The sequence below is a fragment of the Arthrobacter crusticola genome (genome assembly GCF_004357995.1).
Classification (GTDB): Bacteria; Actinomycetota; Actinomycetes; order Actinomycetales; family Micrococcaceae; genus Arthrobacter_D; species Arthrobacter_D crusticola.
The window spans coordinates 351,262-369,304 of sequence record NZ_SMTK01000003.1; the positions used below are offsets into that span (position 1 = coordinate 351,262).

The window sequence follows — 18,043 nt, forward strand, 5'->3', positions numbered from 1 at the left end:
GACGATTGTCCACCCGGCTCCGGCACGGGTGCCAACGTTTGAGTCCAATCTCACACCTACCGCCCGCCGGGCCCGCCGCCGGAGCGGCAGGACGGGCCCGGCGGGCGGTCCTGGGACGGGCTACTTCCGCAGCGAGGCGGCGATCTGCTGCATCACCGTATTGTCGGCCAGCGTCGTCGCGTCCCCGACCTCGCGGCCCTCCGCGACGTCCTTGAGCAGGCGCCGCATGATCTTGCCGCTGCGGGTCTTGGGCAGCTCCGGGACCACGAGGATGTTGCGCGGCTTGGCGATCGGGCCGATCTCCTTGCCCACGTGGTTGCGCAGCGTGGTGACGATGTCGTCGTCATCCTTGGCCGAGCCGCGCAGGATCACGAAGGCCACCACCGCCTCGCCGGTGGTCTCGTCCTTGGCGCCCACGACGGCCGCCTCGGCCACCGACGGGTGGCTGACCAGGGCCGACTCAATCTCGGTGGTCGACAGCCGGTGCCCGGAGACGTTCATGACGTCATCGACGCGGCCGAGCAGCCAGATGTCCCCGTCCTCGTCCTTCTTGGCTCCATCGCCGGCGAAGTACATATCGTCGAAGCGCGACCAGTAGGTCTGCTTGAACCGCTCCGGGTCGCCCCAGATGCCGCGCAGCATCGACGGCCACGGCTCGCGGACCACCAGGTAGCCGCCGGAGCCGTTGGGCACCGACTGGCCCATCTCGTCCACGACGTCGACGGCGATGCCCGGGACGGCGACCTGCGCCGAGCCCGGCTTGGTGCTGGTCACCCCGGGCATCGGCGAGATCATGTGGGCGCCGGTCTCGGTCTGCCACCAGGTGTCGACGATCGGCGCCTTCCCCCCGCCGATGATCTCCCGGTACCACATCCAGGCCTCGGGGTTGATGGGTTCACCGACCGAACCCAGGACCCGGACCGAGGAGAGGTCGTACTTCTTCGGGATGTCCCGGCCCCACTTCATGAAGGTGCGGATGGCGGTGGGGGCGGTGTAGAGGATGGAGACCTTGTATTTCTCGATCAGCTCCCACCACCGGCCCTGGTGCGGGGTGTCCGGCGTCCCCTCGTACATCAGCTGCGTGGCGCCGTTGATCAGCGGGGCGTAGGTGACGTAGCTGTGCCCGGTCACCCAGCCGATGTCGGCGGTGCACCAGAAGACATCGGTCTCGGGACGCAGGTCGAAGGTGTACTTGTGGGTGAAGGCCGTCTGCGTGAGGAACCCGCCGGTGGTGTGGAGGATGCCCTTGGGCTTGCCGGTGGTTCCGGAGGTGTAGAGGATGAACAGCGGGTGTTCGGAGTCGTGCGCCACGGCGGTGTGCTCGCTGGAGGCGGTGTCGACGACGTCGTCCCACCAGACGTCCCGGCCCTCGGTCCATTCGACCGGTTCGTTGTTGCGCCGGACCACCACCACGTTGGTGATGGTGGATCCCTCCTTTTCAAGCGCGGCGTCGACGGCGGGCTTGAGGGCGCTGGGCTTGCCGCGCCGGTAGGTGCCGTCGGCGGTGACGACGAGCTTGGCCTCGGCGTCGTCGATCCGGCTGCGCAGCGCATCGGCGGAGAAACCGCCGAACACCACCGAGTGGACCGCTCCGATGCGGGCGCACGCGAGCATGGTGATGACCGCCTCGGGGATCATCGGCAGGTACACCGCGACGCGGTCGCCTTTCTGCACGCCAAGGGACTCGAAGGCATTGGCTGCCTTCTTCACCGATTCGGTGAGCTCCGCGTAGGTGTAGCTGCGGGTGTCCCCGGGCTCGCCTTCGAAATGGATGGCCACACGGTCCCCGCGCCCTTCCTCGACGTGCCGGTCGAGGGCGTTGTACGCGGCGTTGAGCTTCCCTCCGACGAACCACTTGGCGAAGGGGGCCTCGGACCAGTCGAGGGTCTGGGTGAAGTCGGTCTCCCAGGAGAGGCAGGCCCGGGCCTGGTCCGCCCAGAACTCCGTCCCCCTGCTGCGTGCCTCCTCATAGAGGGAGGGCTGGGCGAGAGCCTGTGCGGCAAATTCCTCGCTGGGAGGGAAGCGGCGTTCCTCGTGGAGCAGGTTTTCAAACGCGTCGCCTTGCCTCTGGGCGCTGTCGGACATTTCTTACCCCTCTGCGGCTCGATCCATTCCTGGCCGGAATCCAGGACGGCGCAGCGGTTCCGCTGCGCAGATGCACTTCCCGAACATTATCGGCCAGTTCGCCGGTCTTGTGTCAGCGATCACACTCCAGATGTGAAAGGCCGACTTTGTGCGTTGAGCGGTTCCACCGCCCCGGCCCCGGTGTCCCGCGTGCTAGTGAAAGGGGATCGGGGGTGGCTACTGTGGAGGAAGGACATGGGCAGCCGGTGCCACACCGGGTGCTTCCGTGCGGCCGCGGGCCGCCGCCACGAATGGGAGAGCAACAATGACCGAAGACCCTACGAACCGGACGGCGGGCGTGGGTGCGCAGCCGGACGCCGCGACCGCCCGATCCTCAGCTGGTGCCGGCGGCGGTGCCGCCGCCGCTGACACCGCCGTCGTGAAGCCAGCCGCGGGGAAGACCACCGGGACGTCGGCCGGGACATCCACCAGGACTTCCGCTGCGGCGGATGCTGCCGGGGCGCACTCCGCCGCTGGAAATCCTGCCGCCGGAAGCGCCTCCGGGTCCGGCAGCTCCGCCGGTGCGGTGGACCGGCCTGCGGGCGCGGCCACCACGGCCGTGCGTCCCGGTCCGGGTGCCGAGGGCCCGTACAGCTCCAGCAGGGCGGTGGCCGGGTCGTTCACGCTCCGGGAGGTGGTCCTGCTTGCCTCCGCCGCGGTGATCTTCCTGGGGACGCTGCTTCCCTTCTTCCGCGGAGAGGTGCGCTACGCCAACTTCTGGAACACCCTTCCGCTGTTCTTCGTGGGCATCGGCATCCTGCTCCCCGTGGCCGCCGCGGCCCTGGTCATCGGGCGACGGCAGGGGGCCTCGGGCCTGCGGGTCGGTTCGTTCTCGGTCGACCAGTTCGCCTCGATTGCGGCGGCCCTGGCCGCGGCGTTCTTCTTCCTCCAGACCATGACCGCCTTCCACATCGGCCCGCTGGTGTCGCTGATCGGCGCCGTGGGCATGCTGGTGGCAACGGTCCTGGCCCCGCACCTGCCGTTCTTCTCCAAGGATTTCAAGGAACGCTCCGAGGTGCCGGCGCATCCCGTGGCCCGCGCCGTCCTGCCCACGCAGCCAAAGGCGCCCAAGGCACCCAAGGCACCCAAGGCGCCGAAGCCGGCCAAGGAGGAGAAGGTCAACCAGCATTCGGTCGAGGTTCCCGTTTCGGGTACGGCTCGGCAGGTTCCTGCCTCCGGCGCGGCGGGTTCGCCGACCGCGCCGGAGGCGCAGGGCGGGCTCCAGGCCGCGGCCGGCGCCGGGGGTGCGGCGGCCGCCGCTGCCGGTTCGCCCTCCGCCGGGGCAGCGGGCCAGCCCTCGGGGTGGAGCCCGGCCGAGGCCGGAGATCCGGCAGCCGGTACCCGGCGGCCTCAGACTCCGGACTCGGGAACCCCGGATCCCGCCACCGCAGGTGCCGGTGCGTCGTCGGACGCGCAGACCCGCGTCCACCCGGTGACCGAGGCCGGCCCCCGCCAGCAGGAAACCATCTCGGCAACCCGGAGCGCCGAGGAGGAGCAGGTGGTCGAGGCGTTCTGGTTCGCCGTCGGCACGCCCCGGCCCGTCGTCGACGAACAGTCCGGCCGCCAGCTCTTCATCGTGCAGCCCGGCGACTGGGAAGTGGGCATCGAGGACCGCGGCACCGAGTTCCTCGTGCAGGACAAGAGGACCGGGCAGATCGGCGTCATGCGCAACCTCACCAACATCGAACGGGCACCGCGGGAGTAATCCCGCTGCCCTCCGACAGCACGCCAGGCACGGGAGGCCGAACCATGAAGGGGCAGACCAATGAGGCCGTCTCGGCCACGGCCCTGAAGCGCCGTGCCCGCCGGATCAACCGTGTCCTCGGGGAGGTGTACCCGTACGCCCATGCGGAGCTCGACTTCCGGAACGCCTTCGAGCTCCTCGTGGCCACGGTGCTCTCGGCCCAGACAACCGATGTGAGGGTCAACCTCACCACGCCCGTCCTCTTCGAGCGGTACCCGGACGCCCGGGCGCTCGCCGAGGCCGATCCCCAGGAACTGCAGGAGCTGATCCGGCCGACCGGGTTCTTCCGGGCCAAGGCGAACAGCCTGCTGGCCCTGGCGAACCGCCTTGTCGACGAGTACGACGGGGTGGTTCCGGGCCGGCTCGAGGATCTTGTCACGCTCCCCGGAGTGGGCCGGAAGACGGCCAATGTGGTGCTGGGCAACGCCTTCGGGATTCCCGGGATCACCGTCGACACCCACTTCGGCAGGCTGGCGCGGCGCTTCCGCTGGACCGAATCCGAGGATCCGGTCAAGGTCGAGACGGAGGTCGGTGCGCTGTTCGAGCCGCGGGACTGGACGGACCTTTCCCACCGCCTCGTCTTCCACGGACGCCGGATCTGCCACGCCAAGAAACCCGCCTGCGGTGCCTGTCCCGTCGCGGCGCTCTGCCCCTCCTACGGCGAGGGGGAGGTGGACCCGGTGAAGGCGGCGAAGCTGCTGAAGTACGAACTGGCACCGGGGCGTGAGGAGCTGCTCGGGCTGATGCGCAGCGGGCAGACCCGGACCGAACTCCGTGCGGCCGGATACACCCTGGGAACGTGAGCGCCTACCAGTCCCTGCGCGACTATGCGGAGTCCATGAAGGACGCCGACTCGCTTGACCTGCCGACCGCCTGGCGCCTGCGGATCCTCAACCCGAAGAAGGCACGGCGGGCGGCGGTGCTGATTCTCTTTGGGACGGCCGATGACCATCTGGCGCCCGGCCATCCGGCCACCGCGCCGGCCGACCTCGACCTGCTGCTGGTCCAGCGCGCGGATTCCCTCAACAACCATCCCGGGCAGGTCGCCTTCCCCGGTGGTGCCATCGACCCCGGTGATGCCGACGAGCGGGCGGCCGCCCTGCGGGAGGCACAGGAGGAGACCGGGCTGGAGCCCTCGGGAGTCGAGGTGCTCTGCGCACTGCCCGAGGTCGGACTGCCCTACAGCAACTTCCTGGTCACGCCCGTGCTTGGCTGGTGGCTGCTGCCCACCCCGGTCGGCGTCGTGGACGAGGGCGAGTCGGCCCAGGTCTTCCGCGCGCCCGTCCGGGACCTGCTGAATCCGGCCAACCGCAGGACGGTCGCGTTCCAGCGCGGCGGTTCCACCGGCCTCAGCCCCGGCTTCGTCCTGCCCGAGGCCACCGTGTGGGGATTCACCGGGATGCTTCTCAGTTCCCTGTTCGATGCCCTGGGCTGGACCGAGCCGTGGGACGAGTCGCTGGTCATCCCGCCGCCCTGATTCCGTGGCCCGCCTGGCGGCCGTTCCGCAGCCCCGCTCTCCGCTTCCGCCCCCGCCGAGTGTGCACATCACCACCCTTCGCTGCGCGCAGAGCGTGGTGATGTGCAGTTTCGGCGAGACGGAGCCCGGTTCGGGGGGTGGACGGTGGACGGCGTGCGGTGCACGGCTGACGGTGGACGGCGTGCGGAGGCTACTTGGCGTCGGCGTAGGAGTGGACGACGAGGACGTTGACCGCGAATTCGATCGGTATCCTGCCGAACATCAACTCCGTGGCCGCTGCGGCCGACTCCTCGATCAACCGGCTGACCTCGCCGGCGCGCTCCTCGGGCACATGGAGCATGACCTCGTCGTGCAGGAAGAAGACGATTCCCGTCACGGCCGCCGGGCCGCCCAGCACGCGGAGCCTCCGGCGGACCTCCGCCAGCCAGCACAGCGCCCATTCCGCTGCGGTCGACTGCACCACGAAGTTCCGGGTGAAGCGGCCCCGCGACCGGGCCGCGGCGTCGGCGCGGCGCTGCTCTTCGGCGCTCGTGGTCCGCTGCGCGGCCCGCCACCGTTCGGAGGCCGGCGGGCAGCCCCTCCCGAGGAAACTTCCGACCGTGCCACCGGATTCGCCGACCCGCGCGGCCGCTTCGACGACGCCGATCGCCCGGGGGTAGGTGCGGGCGAGCTGGGGCATCAGGCGCCCGGACTCGCCGGTCGTGGCTCCGTACATCGCACCGAGCATCGCCAGCTTGGCCTTGGCGCGGTCCCCGCCGAAGCCCTGTTCGGCAATGCCCTGGTACAGGTCCTTGCCGCGGGCGGCGGTGGCCAGGGCCGAGTCCTGAGCCAGCGCGGCCAGGACCCGCGGTTCGAGTTGGGCCGCGTCGGCGACGATCAGCACGTGGCCCGGGTCGGGGCGGACGGCGTCGCGCACCATCCTCGGAATCTGGAGCGCCCCGCCGCCTCGGGAAGCCCACCGCCCGGAGACCACCCCGCCGACGACGTACTCGGGGCGGAAGCGGCCGTTGTCCACCCAGGTGTCGAGCCAGGTCCAGCCGTTCGCCGTAAGCAGCCGGGAGAGCTTCTTGTAGGCGAGCAGGGGCCCGATCGCCCGGTGCTTCTGCTGCTCAAGCTCCCAGGAGCGGGTGGTAGCCACCTCGATGCCCGCCCGGTGCAGTGCCCGGATGAGCTCCTGGGGCGAATCCGGGTTCAGCGTCGGGCTGCCGAGGGCCTCCCGGAGTTCGGTGGCCAGACGTTCGAGGGCCGGTGGGCGCTGGCCTTCGGGCGGGCGGGCGCCCAGCAGCCGCTCGAGCAGTTCCTCGTGGATGTCACGCCGCCAGGGAAGGCCCGTCGATTCCATTTCGGCGGCCAGCAGCGCGCCGGCCGACTCGGCCGCCAGGAGCAGGGAAAGCCGGCGGGGGTGGGTGGAGCCGGTCACGGCCTGCAGCTGGGAGCGGAACTCCGCGGCGACGGCCCCGGCCTCGGGTCCGGATGCCGTGGGCACGTCATCGAACAGGCTGCTCTGGTTGGGTGCAGGCGGGGGAGGCAGGATCTGCCGGGGCAGGGACGGTTCTTCTCCGTCCACCAGGCGCGAGCGCAGCTCCTCCGCGTAGGCCGAGGAGGAGCAGTAGGGGGAGAAGGCCAGGACGGCGCGGGTGAGCGCAAGGTCGTGGCAGCGTTCCACGCTGATGCCCGCCGCGAGCAGCCCCGGATACCAGGCGCGCGTGCTCTCCCAGACCCAGCGGGGCGAGCCGGCCTCGAACCGGGCGAAGGTGCGGTGCAGGTCTTCGGCGGCGGCATTCACCGCAGGTCCCGACGGCGCGCCGGCGGTGTCGAGGGGTTGGAAGACGGCGGCGGTGTCCCGGTCGGTGCTGGGCGGGTGCGCCACGACGACATACATGTCTTCATTCTGCCCGTCCCCGGGCGGGACCATGGGCAGCAGGGCCGCCGGGACGGCCCGCGGATCGGCAGCGTTGTCCACATACGCGGCCGTCGCCGCCGGAGAGAACCGCGGCCGCACACCCTTGAAGGATGACGGAACGGCGTTCCTGGACTCCCGCAGGCTCGGAGGACCAGCGGGTGGTGCTTGTGGGCGCGGCGCAGGCCCTCCGGGATGAGGCTGCGAGGGTTGCGGCGGCGGCCGGGGTGGCACTGATCGTGGCGTCCTCAGTGCCGGAGGCGCTTCGGCATTCTCCCTCGGTGCTTCTGCTTGCCCCGGATGCCGGCGGGGGCGGCCTCCCGCACGGGTGTCCGGTGATCCTGGTCGGCCTGCGCGAGGAGGAGGACGCCGTCTGGTCCGCGGCGGCCGCGCGGGGTGCCGGCAGGGTGGCGATCCTGCCGCAGGCCGCCGGGTGGCTCGCCGAACACCTGGGCCGGGCGCGGTCGGCCGCCGCGGGCCCGGTGCTCGGGGTCCTCGGGGCGGCAGGAGGAGCCGGGGCGAGCACGCTCAGCTGCTGGCTCGCCGACGGCGCCGCCTCGACCGGTGCCGCGACCCTCCTGGTCGACGGGGACCCGCTGGGCGGGGGCATCGAACTGGCTTTGGGTGACGCCGCCGCCGGGCTGCGGTGGCGGGATCTGGACCGTGTGCGCGGGGCGCTGAACCCCGCGCAGTTCGCGGCCGCACTGCCGCGGCCCGCCGGTTTCTCTTTGCTTTCCCATGGTCCCTTTCGGTCGGCGCCCGTCGGGGCTTCCTCCGCTGCCGGTCCGGTTCTGGACGCCGCGCGGCAGGCGTTCCAGCTGACCGTCGTCGATCTCGGGACCGCAGGGGGCCTTGACGATGCGCTCCTGGCCTGCTGCGGCAGCGTGGTGCTGCTGGTGCCGGCCCGGCTGCGTCCGGTGGCAGCGGCGGCCGCCCTGCTCCCCCGGTTCTCGCCCACGCCGGTGCACCTGGTGCTGCGCGGACCCGTCCGGGGAGGACTCCTGCCGCACCGGGTGGCGGAGGTGCTGGAGGTGCCCGAGCCTGCCTTCCTGCCGCATCTGTCAGGCGTGCCCGCGGCCGAGGCGCAGGGCCGGCTCCTCGACCGTGGCCGCCAGCGCTCCATCCGCAGGGTTTGCCGGGGCATCCTCGAGACCGCCCTCGACGGCCGGGACGCGGCATGACCGGGGGGCTTCCCGGCGCCCGACCCCGCCGGGGCGAGCCGGTGCCGGCCGGAATCCGGGCCGGTGGAACCGACCCGGATATGGTCGACCTCGTCCGCCGCAGTGTGGTCGCCGGTTCGGCGCCGGTGACCGGTGCCGGGCTCGCGGAGGCCGTCCGGTCCACGGGCAGGCTCCTGGGCTCGGAAGGGACCCTCACCGCCGTCGACGGTATCCGGGCCGAACTCCAGGGCCTCGGGCCGCTGCACCGGCTCGCCCAGGACGACTCCGTCACCGACATCCTGGTGAACGGGCCCGGGGACGTCTGGGTGGATGGTGCCGGCGGGCTGCGCCGCGTGCCGCTGGCCTTCGCCGGCGACGACGACGTCCGTGCCCTCGCCTCCCGGCTGGTGGCGGCCGGAGGGCGCAGGCTCGACGACGCGAATCCGTGCGTCGACGTGCGGCTCAGGGGCTTCCGGATCCACGCGGTACTCCCGCCGGTTTCGACGGCGGGAACCCTGCTGTCCATCCGCATCCGCCGGGAGCGGGTCTTCACGCTGACCGAGCTCTGCGCCTCGGGTGCCGTTCCGGCGGACCTGGCCGCCATCCTGGCGCAGGTCGTGCGCAGGCGGCTGAACTTCCTCATCAGCGGGGCAACCGGGACGGGGAAGACCACACTGCTTTCGACGCTGCTGGGCCTGAGCAGCCCGGCCGAACGCCTCGTTCTGGTGGAGGACGCCGCCGAGCTCAACCCGCTCCACCCCCACACCGTCGGACTTCAATCCCGCCACGGGAACGTCGAGGGCGCCGGCGCGGTCGACCTGGCGGAACTGGTGCGGCAGGCCCTGAGGATGCGCCCGGACCGCCTGATCGTCGGGGAGTGCCGGGGCGCGGAGGTGCGCGAACTGCTCGCGGCCATGAACACCGGGCACGACGGCGCCGGAGGTACGGTGCACGCGAACTCCGCCGCCAGCGTCCCTGCCCGGCTGACGGCGCTGGGAGCCCTGGCGGGTATGACCCCCCAGGCGCTCGCGGTGCAGGCCTCAAGCGCCCTTGATGTTGTCATCCACCTGGTCCGCGGCGCCGAGGGGCGGCGGGTGGAGCGGATCGCCCTGATCGGGCTGTCCGGCGGGCGGCTCGTCGTGCGGCCCGCATTGACCTCCAGCGGCTCGGCGTGCACCCGCGGCGAGGCCTGGACGGCGCTCACGGCCCGCCTCGCAGGGGAGGGCCCGCGGTGACCGGCCTGCTGGTGGGGCTGCTGCTCGCCTTCGCGGTCCTGGTCCTCCGGGCCGATCCTCCGCTGCCCAGCAGCATCCCCGCCGGGCCGGCACCGCCGTCCGGCGCCCGAGTAGCCCGGGCCGGCCAGACCGGCTTTGCGCGGCGCTTCCGGCGGCAGCCCGCCGTGGAGGCGCACGAGCCGGCCCTCCTGGTGCACCAGATCACGGGCCTGCTCCGGGCCGGACGATCACCGCTGGTGTTGTGGAAGGATCTTGAGCTTCTCTACGCCGAGGCAGCCGGAACTGGTTCGGTCTTCGCGGCGCAGGCACTCCCGGTCCTCGGGGCGGCCGGGCGCAGCGCATCCCTGGGTCTGAGCGTCACCGCGGTGCTGCGCGACCCGGGCAGGGCGGAGGGGGCAGGGGCGCGAGCGGGGCCGGGTGATCCGGCGCCGACCCTGTGGGTGGACCTGGCCTCGTGCTTTTCGGTCGCCGAGCGCAGCGGGGCGCCGCTGGCGGAGGTCCTGACGCGGTACGCCGTGCAGCTTGATGCGGCGGTGGATGCGCAGGCCGCCCGGGAGACTGCGCTGGCGGGGCCGCGGGCCACCGTGACGCTGCTCGGCTGGCTTCCGGTCGTCGGAGTGCTGCTCGGCTACCTCATGGGGGTCAATCCCGTGGGGGTGTTTCTGGGGTCCCCGCTCGGGCTGCTAACGCTCCTGCTCGGTCTCGGGCTGATGCTCGCGGGGCGGCTGTGGTCCAAGCGTCTGGTGGCCGCCGCGGTACGGGGTCCGTGATGTCCACCGGAGCCAGCGTGGGGTTGCTTCTGCTCGCAGCCTCTATGGTGCTGGGCGCCTCCCGCGGAGTGCCGGAGGTACGCGGCAGGGCCCCGGAACCCGGGCCGCGCGACGGCATCATCGATGTCCCCCTGATGCTCGACCTGATCGGCGCGATGCTCACCGCAGGTGCGCCGGTGACGCACGCGCTGGGGGTGTTGGCCGACTCCTGCGCAGAACCCGTCGCACTGAAGCTCCGGGGCGTTCGGGGAGCCCTTGAAGTGGGCGCGGAATGGAACAGCGCCTGGGACTCCGGGCCCGCTCCCCGCGGACGGGCCGGCCGGACGGCCGTTGATGAACTGCGCTCGGCCCTGGGGTTTGCAGCCGTGACCGGCGCGCCGTCCGCTGCGATCGTCCACGCCCGGGCCGCCCAGCTGCGGCGCCGGCAGAACCGCGCCCTGGAGCGGCGGGCGGCCGCTCTGGGCGTTCGCCTCGTCGTGCCCCTCGGTGTGTGCGCGCTGCCGGCCTTCGCCTGCCTGGGCGTCGTCCCGGTCGTCCTGGCGCTCCTTCCCACCGGGTAGACCCGGCCGCCCGGGTTATCCACTTAGGGCCGGACCCGCGCCCGCGGGGCCGCAGCGGGAGGCAGAGTCGAAGGACGCCGCAGCCGCGGCGGCCACCACAAGGTCCCGTCGGGTATCGGCGGGACGAAACCCTGAGGAGCACCCATGGCGAAGACCATTCTGTCCCCCGCGGTCCGGCTGCCGGGACGGGCCGTCCCGATGTCCGGCCGGCTCTGCCGCTGTTCCACAGCCTCCCGCACCCCGCAGGCCTCTTCCGGCGACGCCGCATGCGGTACGGACCCGGCCGCGTCCACGTCCATCGTGCCGGGGCCCTCCCTGCCGGGGTTGGCCGCGGTGGGCGCTCACGCCCCGGCCGCACCGCCCTCCCTGAGAACGGCCGGAACGTCCGGCAGCGGACACACCGGACGTCCACTGCCGGGCCGGGTCTCCGTCGGCATGCGCGAAGCGGGGCTGGCGACGGCCGAGTACGCGATCGTGACACTGGCGGCCGTAGGGTTCGCCGCGCTGCTGGTGGCTGTGCTCTCCAGCAGTGAGATCCGCGGGATGCTGATGTCCCTGATCACCAACGCCCTCAGCTTCGGGTGAGGGCATGAGCCGGCACCTGCAGAGGGGGCGAGGGCCCGAACGCGGGTCGGTCACCGCCGAGCTGGCGGTGGCCCTGCCGGCGCTCGTCCTTCTGCTCGGCGTGATCCTCGGAGCAGCAACCGTCGGTGTCACCCAGCTTCGCCTGGAGGAGGCGGCCCGGGCCGGGGCGCGGGAGATCGCGCGCGGGGAGGCCGGAGAATCGGTCGAGGCGACGGTGAGGCGCCTGGCCGGGCCCGGCGCGGGGCTGGAGGTGGCCGGCGACGGGGACTGGACCTCGGTCACCGTAACCACCCGGGTCCAGGGGCCGTTCCTCGACCTTTTGAAGGTCCGGCTCTCGGCCACGGCCTCCGGCTGGTCCGAACATGCCCGCTAATCACCCTCAGGTGGAGCGTGGGAGCGGCACGGTGCTCATGGCTGGCCTTGCCGCGGCCCTCATCCTGCTGCTCGCGGCGCTCGTTCTGCTGGTGCAGGGTGCGGTCGGCGGGGCGCGGGCGGCGGCCGCCGCAGACCTCGCCGCGCTGGCGGGCGCGGACGCCGCGCGGGGCCTGAGGAACGGAGATCCCTGCGACGTCGCCCGCGTCACCGCCCGCCGGCACCGGGCGGAACTGGTCGGCTGTTTCCGTTCGGGGCCGGGAGGGGTGATTGTCACTGTACGGACCTCGGTGCCGGTCCCGGGAGTCCTGCCCGAGGCCACCGGGGCCGCGAGGGCCGGCCCGCCCCAGCAGCGGGCCCGCCCACCGCCGCGGGTTCACCCGCGGCGCTAGTCGGCCCCCGGACGGGCCGCCGCCCCTGCCTCCACCGGTGCCCCCTCTGACCCTGACAGGATCAGGGACAGCAGCCGAACCGCCCCGGCCTTGCTCAGCGGATTGTTGCGGTTGCCGCACTTGGGGGACTGCACGCAGGAGGGGCAGCCGTCGGAGCATTCACAGGCGGCAATGGCGTCGCGGGTGGCAGCCAGCCATACCCGCGCGGCCTGGAATCCCCGCTCGGAGAACCCCGCCCCGCCCGGGTGGCCGTCGTAGACGAAGATTGTCGGAAGCCCGGTGTCGGCGTGGAGGGCCGTTGACACCCCGCCGATGTCCCAGCGGTCGCTTGAGGCAACCAGGGGCAGCAGTCCGATGGCTGCATGTTCGGCGGCGTGCAGGGCCCCCGGAAGCTCCTCGGCGGAAATGCCGCCCTTCTGCAGCAGCTCGTTGTCGATCTCGAACCACACGCTCTTGGTGAAGAGGTCGCGGGCGCCGAGTTCCAGCGGTTCTTCGCCGAGAATCTCGTTGGAGGCGAACGCTTTGCGCTGGAAGGACACCACCTGGGTTGTCACCTTGACGTCGCCGAAGTTGACCAGCACCTCGCCCCACTGCTCGGCCTCGCCGCGGTCGATCACCTCGATCTGGGTGACGTCCCTGGCCTGGGTGTAGTAGTCGGGGCTGGCCCGGGACACCACCGCGCAGTGGTCCTGTTCGTTGAGGCTCTCCACGACGTAGGTGCGGCCCTGGTGCACGTACACCGCGCCCGGATGGGCCTGGTAGTGGCTCTGCGGGGAATCCATGGTGCCGAGCAGGGACCCCGTCCCGGCCTCGACAATGCTGATCGGCCCGCCGCCGTCGGCGCGGAGGTTGACCATCGCCGCGGCGCTCTGCGGGTGCGTCCAGAACCAGCCGGCGGGCCGGCGGCGCAGGTACCCCTGGTCCGTCAGTTGGCCGAGCAGGCCGGGGGAGGAGGGGCCGAACAGCCCGAGGTCGGTATCGGTCAGCGGCAGTTCGGCAGCCGCCGCGCACAGGTGAGGACCCAGCACATAGGGATTGGACGGGTCGAACACCGTGGCCTCGACGGCGACGTCGAACACCGCCTCGGGGTGGTGCACCAGATAGGTGTCGAGCGGGTCGTCACTGGCCACGAACGCAGCCAGGGCGTCCTGCCCGGAGCGGCCGGCGCGGCCGATCTGCTGCATCAGCGACGCCCTCGTACCGGGCCAGCCGGCCACGAGCACCGCGTCCAGCCCGGAAATGTCGATGCCCAGCTCCAGGGCCGATGTGCTGGCCACACCCAGAAGCTCGCCGCTGCGCAGTGAGGCCTCAAGCGCCCGGCGCTCCTCGGGGAGGTACCCGGACCGGTAGGCAGCGACCCGGCCCGGCAGGCTCGGGTGGACCTCCTCGAGCAGCCGCCGCGAGGTCGCCGCAATGCTCTCGGCGCCCCGGCGGGACTTGATGAACGCGATGGTGCGCACCTGGGCCGAGACGAGGTTCGCCAGCAGGTCCGAGGTTTCCGCAATGACCGTGCGGCGGGAGCGGGCGCCGTTCTCGCCGCGGAGGTCGGTGAGCTGCGGCTCCCAGAAGGCGACGGTGGTGGAGCCGTGCGGGGAGGAGTCCTCGGTGACCGCCTGCGCCGGCGCGCCGATGAGCCTGCTGAATGACGCCGCGGGTTCCGCCGAGGTCGCCGAGGCGCCGATGAATACGGGGGAGGACCCGTAGCTGGCGCAGATCCGCCGCAGGCGGCGCAGCAGGTTCGCCACGTGCGAGCCGAAGACCCCGCGGTAGCTGTGGGCCTCGTCGATGATGACGTACCGAAGCCGGCGGAAGAACCGTGCCCAGGCTGGATGGTTGGGCAGGACGCCGTAGTGGAGCATGTCGGGGTTGGCCAGCACGAGGTTGGCATGGTCGCGGATCCAGCGGCGGGCACCCGGGTCGGTGTCACCGTCGTACGTTGCGGCGCGGACGGTGGGCAGCTTCAGGGCCTCGATGGCGGAGAGCTGGTCGGCCGCGAGCGCCTTGGTTGGCGCCAGATACAGGGCGACCGATCCGGCCGGCGCGAGGGTCGACTGGTCGGCAAGTTCGCTGCGGTGGATCTCGTCCAGCACCGGAAGCTGGTAGGCGAGCGACTTTCCGGAGGCGGTGCCCGTGGAGATGATGGTGTGCGCCCCGGAGTGCGCAAGGTCGGCCCCGCGGACTTGGTGGCGCCACGGCTCGTGGACCCCGAGGGAGGCATAGGCGTCCACCACGTCGGGGTGGGCCCAGGCCGGCCACGGCTCGTGCTCGGCCCGGCGCGCGGGAATCTCCCGGACATGCAGCAGCTGCTCCGGATGTGCTCCTCCGCCGAGCAGCGGGATGAGGGAATCGTGCAGTGCCACCCCACAATTCTTCCACCCGCCCGCGCCGGGCGGCACACGGACGGCGGTTATCCCCTCAGGATGAACACGTCGGCGAGCTGTTGCCAGCCGAGGAACGAATACAGTTCGCGCCCGTCCGTGGTGGCCATGAGCAGGCCGATGCGCACGTCTTCCTCGAGCACTGCCGCGGTCAGGGCGCGCATGACGAAGCTTGCCAGGCCGCGGCGGCGGAATTCCTCTTCCGTCTCAATCCCGTCGTACACCGCGAAGTCGCCGACGACGGAGACGGCGCCGCGGGCAGCGGGTTGGCCTTCGAAGGTGACCTCGACGCGGCGGCAGCCCGGCTCGTCGTGGCGCTTCAGCACGAAACCGTCGGGGGTCGTGGGGTCCTCGACGTCCTGGTCGGCCATATCGGCGCTCATGAGGGACTGCCTGTCCACCACCTGCAGCGCGAGCGGCCGGGTGACGGCGAGCAGGTCCTCCATGCGGTTGGTGGCGACGGTCAGCACCCGGTTGGGGTCGGCCTTGGTCTCCGCTGCCACCTGAAGCAGGAGCTCCTCCGACGGCTCGTAGAGAAAATGCTCGTCCCGCCCGCCCTGGTCCGTGAGCACCACAGAGGTGGTGCGCCCGTCATCCTGCCGGTCGTAGCCCCGGCAGGTGGCCCACCCCGTGATCCAGGTGGAGAGGAGATCGTTGCTTCCTTGTGTTCCCATGCACTGACGATAGATGGCGGAGGGGCCAAAAAACACAGTCCCGGCGGACAGTGACGATTTTGAGACACAACGTACGCTTTAACCCGTGCCTTTGAACCGGATCGTCCTGTACTACGCCTTCACGCCCCTGCCGGATCCGGAAGCGGTCCGGCTGTGGCAGCGGACCCTCTGCGAGAGCCTGGGGCTGCGCGGGCGCATCCTGATCTCCAAGGACGGCATCAACGGCACGGTCGGCGGGAGCCTGAACGCCGTCAAACGGTATGTGAAGGCCACCCGCGAGTACCCGGCGTTCAAGACGATGGATATTAAGTGGTCCGAGGGCGGGGCCGAGGACTTCCCCCGGCTGAGCGTGAAGGTGCGCGACGAGATTGTCTCCTTCGGCGCGCCCGGCGAACTGAAGGTCGGCCCGGACGGCGTGATCGGCGGCGGCACCCACCTGCGCCCGGAGGAACTCCACGACCTCATCGACGCCAAGCGCAGCCAGGGCCAGGACGTCGTCTTCTTCGACGGCCGCAACGCCCTCGAGGCGCAGATCGGCCGGTTCAAGGGCGCCATTGTCCCCGACGTGTCGACCACCCATGACTTCGTCGCGGAGCTCGACTCGGGCAAGTACGACGACCTGAAGGACAAGCCGATCGTCACCTACTGCACCGGCGGGATCCGCTGCGAGGTGCTCTCCAGCCTGATGGTCAACCGCGGCTTCAGCGAGGTCTACCAGCTCCAGGGCGGCATCGTGCGCTACGGAGAGACCTACGGCGACAGGGGCCTGTGGGAGGGATCGCTCTACGTGTTCGACAAACGCATGCACCTGGAATTCAGCAGCGACGCTGTAACCGTCGGCAAGTGCGCGCGCTGCGCGGCCCCGACGAACAAGTTCGAGAACTGCTCCAACTCCGCCTGCCGCAACCTCACCCTGTACTGCGCGGACTGCGCCGCCCGCCCCGAGACGCTCCGCTGCCCGCAGGGCTGCGAGACGGACGAGGCGGAGGCGACCGCGGCCGGGGCGGCATAAGTGGGCGGCTTCGACGAGGACGTGGCGGATGCGCCCCCGGTGCTGCACCCGGACCTGCTCGAGTCGCTGGCCGCCGACCTTTCCGCCCTGGACTACACGGTCGGCGGGGTGGCGGACTTCGTCGGCGAGGAGGCCTACGCGGCCCTGAACCGCGACCAGCTGGTGCCGGTGCTCCTGGCCTGCGAGGAGGAACTGCGCGCCCCGGCCCCCTCGCCGCTGGTGGTGCCTATCCTGCTGTGGCTCGTCGGCGGCACCCTCACCCAGGACCAGTTGAACCTCGCCTTCCCGATCACCGGCACGGACGGGCTTCAGGCCCTGCGGCTGATCGACCCGGTGGACGCCCCGGCACCGGACACGCTCCGGCGCGCCGCGGTCGAACTCCGCCCCTACTCCTCGGACGCCGACGGCGACCTGTGGGTGGCCAGCGACCTGGGCGCCCTCCAGCGCCCCGGCGTCCTGCGCCACGACCACGTGCTCGGCATCGGCGGGGCGTCCCTGACCCTGGCGCAGATCACCGTGCGGCCCCGCGTCCGCACGGCCCTGGACCTGGGCACCGGGTGCGGCATCCAGACCTTCCATCTGCTCTCCCACGCCGACCATGTCACCGCCACAGATATCTCGCCGCGGGCCCTGGCGTTCACCCGGTTCAACCTGCTGCTCAACGCCGGGCCGCTGGGGATCGATCCGGGCGCCCTCGATGCGCGGGTGTCGCTGCGCCTGGGCAGCCTGCTGGAACCGGTGGCCGGGCAGCGGTTCGACCTCGTGGTGTCGAACCCGCCGTTCGTCATCACCCCGCGGTCCACCGAGGAGTCCCCCGAGGACCAGTTCACTTACCGCGACGGCGGCCTGCCCGGGGACGACATCGTCTCGGGGCTCCTGGCCAACCTGCCCGGGGTCCTCGCCGAGGGCGGCACGGCACAGCTGCTGGGCAACTGGGAGATCCCTGCCGGCCGGGAGTGGGATGAGCGGCTCCGGGAGTGGCTGCCGGAGGGCACCGACGCCTGGATCATCCAGCGCGAGGTCCAGTCCCCGCTGCAGTACGCCGAGACCTGGCTGCGCGACGCCGCCGAGAACCGGGACCGCGCGGCCTACGTCAAGCGGTACGCGGACTACCTCGGCGACTTCGCCTCCCGCGCCGTGGACTCGGTCGGCTTCGGTTACATCTGGCTGCGCCGCACCCCGGGTGGCGCCCCCGCCTGGGTGCGGTGCGAGGAGATCACCCACGAGGTGGAACAACCCCTGGGCCCCCACCTGGGTGCCGCCATCGAGCGCGGCGACTGGCTGGCGGCGGCCGCCCCCGGCGGCGCCGGGACCGCGCCGAACCACGACGGGCCGGACCGGCAAGCGCGGGGCCGGGACCTGAACTGGGAGTACCTGCTGGTGGCCGGGGACGTCACCGAGGAGCGCCACCAGCGGCCCGGGGCCGAGCACCCCGGGGTGATCCTGCTCCGGCAGGGCGCCGGCCTGCGGCGCACCACCCTGCTGAGCACCGAACTCGCCGGGTTCGCCTCCGCCTGCGACGGCGACCTGACCGCCGGCCAGATCGCCGGAGCGCTCGCCGTCCTGCTCGGTGAGGACGGTCCGGATTTCGTGCCGGACCTGCTCGCCATGGCGGGCCGGCTCGTGCTCGAAGGATTCCTGATTCCGGCCCCCTGAATTC

The 18,043-nt window shown here is 71.8% G+C and carries 16 protein-coding genes; 12 read left to right on the forward strand and 4 right to left on the reverse strand.

The features are described from left to right. Window positions 1–120: 120 nt before the first annotated feature. Entirely contained in the window at window positions 121–2,085 is a 1,965-nt protein-coding gene (gene acs, locus E2F48_RS09375; RefSeq protein WP_133403728.1) for an acetate--CoA ligase, read from the reverse strand. Window positions 2,086–2,389: 304 nt separating this feature from the next. Between acs and E2F48_RS09380 the strand changes: the two genes are divergently transcribed. Genes E2F48_RS09380 through E2F48_RS09390 form a run of 3 tightly spaced genes read left to right on the forward strand, consistent with a single transcriptional unit; the run spans window position 2,390 to window position 5,345 of the window. Further along, a complete protein-coding gene (locus E2F48_RS09380; protein WP_133403729.1) occupies window positions 2,390–3,829 on the forward strand; it encodes a hypothetical protein in 1,440 nt (479 codons plus the stop codon). Between the two features lie 44 nt (window positions 3,830–3,873). Next, entirely contained in the window at window positions 3,874–4,671 is a 798-nt protein-coding gene (gene nth / locus E2F48_RS09385) for an endonuclease III (RefSeq protein ID WP_133403730.1), read from the forward strand. Beyond that, window positions 4,668–5,345, forward strand: a complete 678-nt coding sequence (locus E2F48_RS09390; protein ID WP_246018738.1) for an NUDIX hydrolase — start codon at window positions 4,668–4,670, stop codon at window positions 5,343–5,345. Before nth ends, E2F48_RS09390 begins: the two co-directional genes overlap by 4 nt. A gap of 190 nt (window positions 5,346–5,535) precedes the next feature. Here the strand turns inward: E2F48_RS09390 and E2F48_RS09395 are convergent, their stop codons facing one another. Beyond that, window positions 5,536–7,227, reverse strand: a complete 1,692-nt coding sequence (locus E2F48_RS09395; protein ID WP_133404129.1) for a bifunctional 3'-5' exonuclease/DNA polymerase — start codon at window positions 7,225–7,227, stop codon at window positions 5,536–5,538. 131 nt (window positions 7,228–7,358) lie between these two features. Here E2F48_RS09395 and ssd point away from each other — a divergent pair, with 131 nt between their 5' ends. The 7 genes from ssd to E2F48_RS09430 all read left to right on the forward strand — a co-directional run bounded on the left by ssd (window position 7,359) and on the right by E2F48_RS09430 (window position 12,319). After that, complete coding sequence (ssd, locus tag E2F48_RS09400; RefSeq protein ID WP_133403731.1) at window positions 7,359–8,426, forward strand: septum site-determining protein Ssd; 1,068 nt, start codon at window positions 7,359–7,361, stop codon at window positions 8,424–8,426. An 80-nt stretch (window positions 8,427–8,506) separates the two neighbouring features. Continuing rightward, window positions 8,507–9,640 carry a TadA family conjugal transfer-associated ATPase gene (locus E2F48_RS09405; RefSeq protein WP_133404130.1) on the forward strand — a complete coding sequence of 378 codons (1,134 nt, stop codon included), beginning with the start codon at window positions 8,507–8,509 and terminating at the stop codon, window positions 9,638–9,640. After that, window positions 9,637–10,410: a hypothetical protein gene (locus E2F48_RS09410; protein ID WP_133403732.1), complete on the forward strand. Its 774-nt coding sequence runs from the start codon at window positions 9,637–9,639 to the stop codon at window positions 10,408–10,410. The genes E2F48_RS09405 and E2F48_RS09410 overlap by 4 nt, the downstream gene beginning before the upstream one ends. Then, entirely contained in the window at window positions 10,410–10,970 is a 561-nt protein-coding gene (locus E2F48_RS09415) for a type II secretion system F family protein (protein WP_133403733.1), read from the forward strand. Before E2F48_RS09410 ends, E2F48_RS09415 begins: the two co-directional genes overlap by 1 nt. Before the next feature lie 144 nt (window positions 10,971–11,114). Continuing rightward, on the forward strand, window positions 11,115–11,555 hold the full coding sequence (locus tag E2F48_RS17630; protein WP_246018740.1) for a DUF4244 domain-containing protein: 441 nt from the start codon (window positions 11,115–11,117) through the stop codon (window positions 11,553–11,555). Window positions 11,556–11,559: 4 nt separating this feature from the next. Then, window positions 11,560–11,928, forward strand: a complete 369-nt coding sequence (locus E2F48_RS09425; protein WP_133403734.1) for a TadE family type IV pilus minor pilin — start codon at window positions 11,560–11,562, stop codon at window positions 11,926–11,928. A 10-nt stretch (window positions 11,929–11,938) separates the two neighbouring features. Beyond that, window positions 11,939–12,319 (forward strand): Rv3654c family TadE-like protein, encoded by a 381-nt coding sequence (locus tag E2F48_RS09430; RefSeq protein ID WP_246018742.1) that lies wholly within the window; start codon window positions 11,939–11,941, stop codon window positions 12,317–12,319. On the opposite strand, the gene E2F48_RS09435 is transcribed toward E2F48_RS09430, so the two are convergent. After that, the gene (locus E2F48_RS09435; RefSeq protein ID WP_133403736.1) at window positions 12,316–14,679 is read right to left on the reverse strand and encodes a DEAD/DEAH box helicase; all 2,364 of its coding nucleotides are present in this window, start codon (window positions 14,677–14,679) and stop codon (window positions 12,316–12,318) included. The genes E2F48_RS09430 and E2F48_RS09435 overlap by 4 nt on opposite strands. A 47-nt stretch (window positions 14,680–14,726) precedes the next feature. Continuing rightward, window positions 14,727–15,371 (reverse strand): GNAT family N-acetyltransferase, encoded by a 645-nt coding sequence (locus E2F48_RS09440; protein WP_133403737.1) that lies wholly within the window; start codon window positions 15,369–15,371, stop codon window positions 14,727–14,729. Window positions 15,372–15,456: 85 nt separating this feature from the next. Between E2F48_RS09440 and trhO the strand changes: the two genes are divergently transcribed. Continuing rightward, complete coding sequence (gene trhO / locus E2F48_RS09445) at window positions 15,457–16,383, forward strand: oxygen-dependent tRNA uridine(34) hydroxylase TrhO (protein WP_133403738.1); 927 nt, start codon at window positions 15,457–15,459, stop codon at window positions 16,381–16,383. Then, the gene (locus E2F48_RS09450; RefSeq protein ID WP_246018749.1) at window positions 16,384–18,039 is read left to right on the forward strand and encodes a DUF7059 domain-containing protein; all 1,656 of its coding nucleotides are present in this window, start codon (window positions 16,384–16,386) and stop codon (window positions 18,037–18,039) included. The last annotated feature ends 4 nt before the right edge of the window (window positions 18,040–18,043 follow it).

Bases quoted from the DNA above. Each gene is read 5' to 3' on its own strand.
- E2F48_RS09425 (WP_133403734.1), top strand. From the start codon at position 11,560: ATGAGCCGGCACCTGCAGAGGGGGCGAGGGCCCGAACGCGGGTCGGTC.
- E2F48_RS09395 (WP_133404129.1), bottom strand. From the start codon at position 7,227: ATGTATGTCGTCGTGGCGCACCCGCCCAGCACCGACCGGGACACCGCC.
- ssd (WP_133403731.1), top strand. From the start codon at position 7,359: ATGACGGAACGGCGTTCCTGGACTCCCGCAGGCTCGGAGGACCAGCGG.
- E2F48_RS09405 (WP_133404130.1), top strand. From the start codon at position 8,507: ATGGTCGACCTCGTCCGCCGCAGTGTGGTCGCCGGTTCGGCGCCGGTG.
- E2F48_RS09380 (WP_133403729.1), top strand. From the start codon at position 2,390: ATGACCGAAGACCCTACGAACCGGACGGCGGGCGTGGGTGCGCAGCCG.
- nth (WP_133403730.1), top strand. From the start codon at position 3,874: ATGAAGGGGCAGACCAATGAGGCCGTCTCGGCCACGGCCCTGAAGCGC.
- acs (WP_133403728.1), bottom strand. From the start codon at position 2,085: ATGTCCGACAGCGCCCAGAGGCAAGGCGACGCGTTTGAAAACCTGCTC.
- E2F48_RS17630 (WP_246018740.1), top strand. From the start codon at position 11,115: ATGGCGAAGACCATTCTGTCCCCCGCGGTCCGGCTGCCGGGACGGGCC.
- E2F48_RS09440 (WP_133403737.1), bottom strand. From the start codon at position 15,371: ATGGGAACACAAGGAAGCAACGATCTCCTCTCCACCTGGATCACGGGG.
- E2F48_RS09415 (WP_133403733.1), top strand. From the start codon at position 10,410: ATGTCCACCGGAGCCAGCGTGGGGTTGCTTCTGCTCGCAGCCTCTATG.